Origin of the sequence: Variovorax sp. J22G73, from assembly GCF_030317035.1 — a bacterium.
Taxonomy (GTDB): domain Bacteria; phylum Pseudomonadota; class Gammaproteobacteria; order Burkholderiales; family Burkholderiaceae_C; genus Variovorax.
Genome location: NZ_JASZYK010000030.1, coordinates 1 through 4,102, shown reverse-complemented (window position 1 = coordinate 4,102; position 4,102 = coordinate 1). Strand labels below are relative to the sequence as shown.

General features: G+C 64.0%; 4 protein-coding genes and 1 pseudogene. All 5 read left to right on the top strand.

Annotation, left to right across the window (positions count from 1 at the left end; translation table 11 throughout):
* Positions 1 to 4: 4 nt before the first annotated feature.
* Positions 5 to 1,666, top strand: coding sequence for a cbb3-type cytochrome c oxidase subunit I (locus tag QTI51_RS38865; RefSeq protein ID WP_286518446.1), 1,662 nt, complete (start codon positions 5 to 7; stop codon positions 1,664 to 1,666).
* A complete protein-coding gene (locus QTI51_RS38860; RefSeq protein ID WP_286518441.1) occupies positions 1,656 to 2,246 on the top strand; it encodes a cbb3-type cytochrome c oxidase subunit II in 591 nt (196 codons plus the stop codon). The genes QTI51_RS38865 and QTI51_RS38860 overlap by 11 nt, the downstream gene beginning before the upstream one ends.
* 20 nt (positions 2,247 to 2,266) lie before the next feature.
* On the top strand, positions 2,267 to 2,875 hold the full coding sequence (locus QTI51_RS38855; protein ID WP_286518442.1) for a c-type cytochrome: 609 nt from the start codon (positions 2,267 to 2,269) through the stop codon (positions 2,873 to 2,875).
* A gap of 9 nt (positions 2,876 to 2,884) precedes the next feature.
* The gene (locus QTI51_RS38850; RefSeq protein WP_286518443.1) at positions 2,885 to 3,559 is read left to right on the top strand and encodes an SCO family protein; all 675 of its coding nucleotides are present in this window, start codon (positions 2,885 to 2,887) and stop codon (positions 3,557 to 3,559) included.
* 230 nt (positions 3,560 to 3,789) lie between these two features.
* Positions 3,790 to 4,102, top strand: a pseudogene (locus QTI51_RS38845) (hypothetical protein); the annotation flags it as partial.

The following is a 4,102-nucleotide window of genomic DNA, read 5'->3' as shown; positions in this document are numbered from 1 at the left end:
CACCTTGCTCAGCCTGCTCGCGGCCTTTGTGCTGTCGCTCATCGGCCTGTTCGGCTTCATCTGGTCGCTGCGCAAGGGGCTGCTGATGGAGAACCCACGGGGTGCGTCGGTGATCTTCGTGCGTGGCGAGGTTGGCGACGTGGACGACCCCGCGCTCACGCGCTCGGCACGCGGTGCGCTGCAGCACGCGGCCGACCGCACCGAGCATGGGCGTGCGGACAGCGCAGACGCCGCCGAGCTCGCAGACCGCCTGGACGCCGACCGCTCCTCGGCCTTTCCGGTGTTCATGTTCATCGCCTTCGCATGCATGTGGCTGCTGGTCGGCTCGGCCGCGGGGCTGGTGTCGTCGATCAAGCTGCACGAGCCCGACTGGCTGGTGGCACAGGCCTGGACCACCTTCGGCCGGCTGCGCACGGTGCACCTCAACGCGGTGCTTTACGGCTGGATCAGCAATGCCGCGCTCGGCACCATCCTGTGGGTGCTGCCGCGCCTACTGCGCACGCCGCTGGTGGGCGGCATCTGGGCCATGATGGGCGGTGCGCTCATCAACACCGGCATCGCGGGCGGCATCGGCGCCATCGCCGCCGGCTGGAGCGACGGCATGGAGTACCTGGAAATTCCGTGGCCCATCGCGACCTTCGTATTCGTGGGCTTTGTGCTGGTGGTGCTGCCCGCGCTCTTCACGCTGGCCAACCGTCGTGTGTCGCACCTGTACGTGAGCGTGTGGTACATGGTGGCCGCGCTGCTGTGGATCTCGCTGCTCTTCCTGGTGGCCAAGCTGCCGGGGGTGCACACCGGCGTACAGCAAGCCACCACCAACTGGTGGTACGGCCATAACGTGCTGGGGCTGTGGTTCACGCCGGTGAGCGTGGGAGCTATCTACTACTTCCTGCCCAAGACCATCGGGCGGCCGGTGCGCTCCTACAACCTGTCGCTGCTGGGGTTCTGGACGCTGGCCTTCTTCTACGGGCAGGTGGGTGGGCATCACCTCATCGGCGGGCCGGTGCCGGGCTGGCTGGTGACGCTGTCGATCGTGCAGAGCGTGATGATGATCATCCCCGTGGTGGCCTTCGGCATCAACATGGCCTCGACCCTGCAGGGCCGCTGGCACCTGGCGCGCTATTCGCCCACCTTGCGCTTCATGGTGTTCGGCGGGTTCATGTACCTGGCCTCGTCGCTGCAGGGCTCCTTCGAGGCCTTGCGCAGCATGAACGCGGTGACCCACTTCACCCACTACACCGTGGCGCACGCGCACCTGGGTGCGTACGGCTTCGTGTCGATGGTGATGTTCGGCGCGGTGTACTTCATGATGCCGCGCGTGCTGCACTGGGAGTGGCCGTACCCCCGGCTCATCACCGCGCACTTCTGGCTCTCGGGGCTGGGCATCTGCATCTATTTCGGCGGGCTCACGGTGGGCGGGTGGCTGCAGGGCGTGGCCATGCTCGACGCGTCGAGGCCGTTCATGGAATCGGTGCGGCTCACCTTGCCGTACCTGCAGACGCGTTCGGTCGGCGGCTCGCTGATGGTGCTGGGCCACCTGGTGTTCGTGGGCCATTTCCTGGCGATGGCGCTGCGCTTCGGCCCGGCGCGCACGGGGGCCGCGCTGTTCTGGCAGCAGGCCCGGCAGGCCGGGCCCGTTTCTTCGGCGGCCGCCCATGGACAGTGACATCCGCCTTGCCGCCGGCGCCATGGTGGCGCTCGGCTGCGCCACCGCCGCGCTGGTGGTCATGCCCTACCTGGAGGTGAAAGACATTCCGCCCGCGCCCGGCCTGCAGCCCTACAGCGCCGCGCAGTTGCGCGGGCGAGAGGTCTACATTGCCAACGGGTGCGTGTACTGCCATACCCAACAGCCGCGCGACCGCGAGATGGGCCCCGACGCGGCGCGCGGCTGGGGCCGGCCTTCGGTGCCGGGCGATTACGTGTACGACAAGCCGCACCTGCTGGGCAGCATGCGCACGGGGCCTGACCTGTTCAACATCGGCGTGCGCCAGCCAGGCAAGGACTGGCACCTGGGCCACCTGTACCAGCCGCGCGCCTTCGTGCCGGGCTCGATCATGCCGTCGTTCCCGTACCTGTTCACGGTGAAGGAAACGCCCGACGCCGACGAGCAGCCGGTGGCGCTGCCGCCCGGCTGGGGGCCCGGCCCGGGCCGAGTGGTGGTGCCGACGCCCGAGGCCATCGACCTCGTGAAGTACCTGCAGGCGCTGAGGCACGACGAGCCCATCTTGCCGCCCGGCAAGCCCTGACCCGCCGCCGGAACCCACCCATGCCTTCAACCCCCGCGCCACGCGACAAGGCCCAGCAACGCGAAGCCGCCGAACCGGTCGAGCGCACCCGTCCCATGCCGCTGGCCGTGGCGGCCGTCACGCTGGCAGTGGTCGTGGCCGGCGCGGCATACATCTTCTTTTCGGAGCCCACAGGGCCGTCGTTCTACGGCGACCGCCGCACCCTCGCTGACCTGCGAGGCACGCGCGCGGCGCAGGTCGGCGGCGCGAAGCTCGATGGCGGCCAGCTCTTCACGACGCACTGCGCGGCCTGCCACCAGCCCAACGGCCAGGGCCTGCCGGGTGTGTTTCCGCCGTTGGACGGCTCGGAGTGGGTGCGGGCGCAGGGGAGGGTTATCGCCAACATCTTGCTGCACGGCGTGACCGGGCCACTCACTGTGAAGGGGCAAAACTACTCAGGTTCGATGCCATCTTTTGCTCGACTCAGTGATGATGAGCTAGCGGCAGTAGCGAGTCATGTGCGAGGAGCCTGGTCGAACAAAGCCTTGGCCGTGGAAGTTGAAATTTTTGCCACAGAGCGCAAGACGAGCGCAAGTCGAACGTTGCCATTTGCCGGGGGCAGCGATCTCGAGCCGTTGTTGACGAAATAGGGAACCACCATGACCGCTGACATCAATTTGCAAACGGCATCGTCCGTCACAAAAACCTTTGCCGTAGCACTCGCTGTCATAGGGATCGGCGTTGGTGCTGTCCATTGGCTGACATTGGGTTTCTCGGCATGGACTACTGAGGCGGCGCGTCGATTGACATGGGAGAGCTATCCTGGTCACGTCCCAGCGGTGGTGGTTGAAGGGCCTGGATTGAGCGCTCAACCGCTACCCGCACTCTTCCTGACTGGAGATGATCCAACACTAGTCGATTTTGTCTACACGAACTGCGAATCTGTTTGCAGCGCTTTGGGCAGTGTGTTCCAACGAGCGCAGTCCGCCGTCGAGAAAGGACAACGCATCAGGCTTTTATCAATCAGCTTCGATGCTGATCGCGACGATGTCGCGACGCTGGAGGCGTATGCCAAAAAGCTCGAAGCAGAAAGTCGATTTTGGCGGTTTGCTCGGGTGTTGGAACCTTCCCGTCAGCGCGAACTTCTTGATGCGTTCGGCATCACCGTGCGGCCCGATGGCCGTGGGGGGTTTGAACATAATGCAGCGCTACTTGTAGTCGACCCCAACGCTCAAATCGTGAGGGCTTTCGATTACGACGACTTAGACGCCGCACTTAGCTTTGCGAAATCAGTTCGGCGATCGGCGAGCGCCCAGAATCGGTATGAACGATGAACGCTTTTTCTCCACTCCGAATGGCAGTCGGCATTGCGTTTATCCTGGCATTGGCAGTTTCTCCGCTTCGACGACTGTTAGAGGCGGACATGCGATCTCATATGCTGATCCAGTTTCCCGCGATCCTAGTCGCAGGTGCCTTAATCTACTCTTCACTACCTGACCAGCTCCGAACTCGGACTGCGAGATGGAATTTTTTGGGGCTCAGCGGACTGACATACCTGGCTGTCGTGCTCGCTGTGGTCATGGTACCTCGCGTTCTAGACTTAGCCGCCGTTGACGCGCGTGTTGAAGCTTTCAAATTTTCGGCACTCGCGACCGCCGGAGCGGTGCTGGGGCCATCATGGAAGGCGGCAGGAACAGTGATTCAAGCGTTCTTCATAGGAACGGTGCTCCCGATGATGATTGCCGTCGCGTCAATTTATACAGATGTCTCGATAAGACTTTGCAATTCTTACGGCCTCGATGAGCAACAGAAATTGGGGTATGAACTCATGGTGATAGCCGTCCTGGCTGGGGTGTGCTGGCTGTCAAACACCATGT

What these genes read in the sequence shown, in the direction of transcription:
- QTI51_RS38860 (WP_286518441.1), top strand. Translation starts at nt 1,656, where the DNA reads ATGGACAGTGACATCCGCCTTGCCGCCGGCGCCATGGTGGCGCTCGGC.
- QTI51_RS38855 (WP_286518442.1), top strand. Translation starts at nt 2,267, where the DNA reads ATGCCTTCAACCCCCGCGCCACGCGACAAGGCCCAGCAACGCGAAGCC.
- QTI51_RS38850 (WP_286518443.1), top strand. Translation starts at nt 2,885, where the DNA reads ATGACCGCTGACATCAATTTGCAAACGGCATCGTCCGTCACAAAAACC.